The sequence below is a fragment of the Tautonia rosea genome (assembly GCF_012958305.1).
GTDB classification, from domain to species: Bacteria; Planctomycetota; Planctomycetia; order Isosphaerales; family Isosphaeraceae; genus Tautonia; species Tautonia rosea.
Genome location: NZ_JABBYO010000041.1, coordinates 1 through 2,334, shown reverse-complemented (window position 1 = coordinate 2,334; position 2,334 = coordinate 1). Strand labels below are relative to the sequence as shown.

The following is a 2,334-nucleotide window of genomic DNA, read 5'->3' as shown; positions in this document are numbered from 1 at the left end:
GGAGGTGGCGTTGCTCGAAGTCGACGTCCTTGATCCGCAGCCGCAGGCACTCCATCAGCCTGAGCCCGGCGCCGTAGAGCAAGCCCGCCATCAGGCGGTGCGGGCCCGTGAGCCGGTCGAGCACGGCCCGGACCTCGTCGCGGCTGAGGACCACCGGCAGCCGCTCGGGCCGATCGGCGCGGACGACCGGGCCGATCGCCTCGTCGAGCGGCCTGCCGAGGACCTCGCGATAGAGGAACAGCAGGGCCGACAGCGCCTGATTCTGGGTCGATGCCGCCACGTGGCCCTCGACGGCCAGATGGGTCAGGAACTGCCCGACCTCCGGCTCTCCCATCTCGATCGGGTGCCGCGTGCCGTGGAAGAGGATGAACCGCCGCGCCCAGTTCACATAGGCGTGCTCGGTCCGGATGCTGTAATGCCTCGTCCGCACCGCCTCTCGGAGCTGATCCAGCAGCTTCGGCTTCGCCGCCATTGTCCCGCCCTCTCGCCGGGTATTCCCGGAATCCGCTTGCAATCGTGATCACCAGCGATCAGAATGCGAGCAGCGTGAGATTATACGGTGGGTGTCGTGATGTTTCACGACATTTACGCCGTCGACAAACAAGGTTAGGCGGCGACCGCCTCGGCGTGAACATAAGCTGAGGTGATCACCTATGCCGCCGCAGGGAAGTGACACCCCCTGCCCGAGTGTGTCACAGAGCCGGTGGTCGTCCCCGCCACTGTGCCGACGCGAGGGGTTGAGCGATGTCCCGACGGTCGCCGCCTAACCAGGAGTTGAGCGCACGACGAGCGTGCTCGTACGGGCACGGCGTTCGCCGCCTAACCTCCCGTTGGAGCGAGCCGGCCGCCGAGGCGAACGGGGGGAACCGGGTCTACCGGGCCGTTCGCTCAACTCCTGGTTAGGCGGCGGAGGGGACACCTCGAAGTGGACGCGTGCTTCAACTCCCCGCGGTTCCCTCGCTCCTCGGCTTATCACCCCAAGTGGCTCCTCGCCGGCGTCAGTGGCGGGGCCAACCCGCTGTGGATGACGGAGTGGCTCGCCGAGGCGGTTGACCTCCGGGCGGGGATGCGGGTACTCGACCTCGGCTGCGGGCGGGCTGTCTCGTCCATCTTCCTTCGCCGCGAATTCGGCGTGCAGGTTTGGGCTGCGGACCTCTGGTTCAGCCCCTCGGAGAACCTCCGACGCGTGCAAGACGCCGGGGTCGAGGATGGCGTCTTCCCGCTTCGCGCCGACGCCCGAGCTCTGCCGTTCGCCGCGGAATTCTTCGACGCCATCGTCTCCATCGACTCGTTCGTCTACTACGGCACGGATGACCTCTTCTTGAACTCCGTCGCCCGGTTCGTGAAGCCGGGCGGCCCGGTGGCGATCGCCGGAGCTGGGCTGGTCCGGGAGATCGACGGGCCGGTCCCCGACCACCTTCGCGGCTGGTGGACGCCGGACCTGTGGGGTCTGCACTCGGCGGCCTGGTGGCGTCGCCACTGGGAGCGGACGGGCATCGTGGACGTCGAGCTGGTCGACACCCTGCCCGATGGCTGGCGGCTGTGGCGCGACTGGCTCGAGGCGATCGCACCGGACAATACGACCGAGATCGGGGCTCTGGAGGACGATCGCGGCCGCTATCTCGGCTATGTCCGCGCCGTCGGCCGTCGCCGTGCGGACGTCCATCTGGAGGAGCCGATCGTCTCCATCCCGGGCGAATACGTGAGGCGGCCGTTACTCCGCGGCTCGGTGTAGCGCCACTGTCCTACGGACGAGCCGCCTAACGTCGCGCTGCAGCGGACCCGGCCCGCCGCGGATGCAAGCAGTTGAACATCAAGGTTGCTCTCGGCGGGCCGGTCCGCTGAGCTTGGGCGTTAGGCGTCAGCACGGAAAACCAGCCGCTCGGTTGCAGCACGATGAAGCACCCTGACCTCACCGACGACGTCATCGGTCCCCTTCGGTACGATGAGCGTCTCGACTGGTACGGCGGCGAGTGGAGAGATGAAGCCGGCTCGGTCGAGTTCAGCCTCAATCTCGATGACGATGAGGGCGTCGAGCCCGCCCTTGCCCGCGCGCGGCAGGTGCTCAAGGCGCTTGCCGGCTACACGAACGGCGCGAAGGAGTATGCCGTCTCTAGGTTGCTGGGCCTGAAGAACGAGAGTTGGGTCAGTGAGGACGAGCAGTGCGTCACGCCTGACGAGTTCAAGGGTCGAATGACACTGCAGAGTATCGTCTTCGAAGCAGATGGCGAAGTAACCTTCTACCACCACGACGGCGATCTCTTCGGGGGTCACTCGATCGAGATTGGCATGGACGGCAACGACGTGTTTTTCCACGCGGACATACCCGGATGA

3 protein-coding genes are annotated in these 2,334 nt (G+C 66.7%); 2 read left to right on the top strand and 1 reads right to left on the bottom strand.

Going from position 1 to position 2,334, the window contains the following annotated elements; translation table 11 throughout:
- Positions 1–472: phage integrase N-terminal SAM-like domain-containing protein (locus tag HG800_RS26730; protein WP_169981434.1), on the bottom strand; the 472-nt coding region annotated here is incomplete at its 3' end.
- 453 nt (positions 473–925) lie between these two features.
- Between HG800_RS26730 and HG800_RS26725 the strand changes: the two genes are divergently transcribed.
- Positions 926–1,735 carry an SAM-dependent methyltransferase gene (locus HG800_RS26725; protein ID WP_206352489.1) on the top strand — a complete coding sequence of 270 codons (810 nt, stop codon included), beginning with the start codon at positions 926–928 and terminating at the stop codon, positions 1,733–1,735.
- Between the two features lie 161 nt (positions 1,736–1,896).
- Positions 1,897–2,334 (top strand): DUF2262 domain-containing protein, encoded by a 438-nt coding sequence (locus HG800_RS26720; RefSeq protein WP_169981432.1) that lies wholly within the window; start codon positions 1,897–1,899, stop codon positions 2,332–2,334.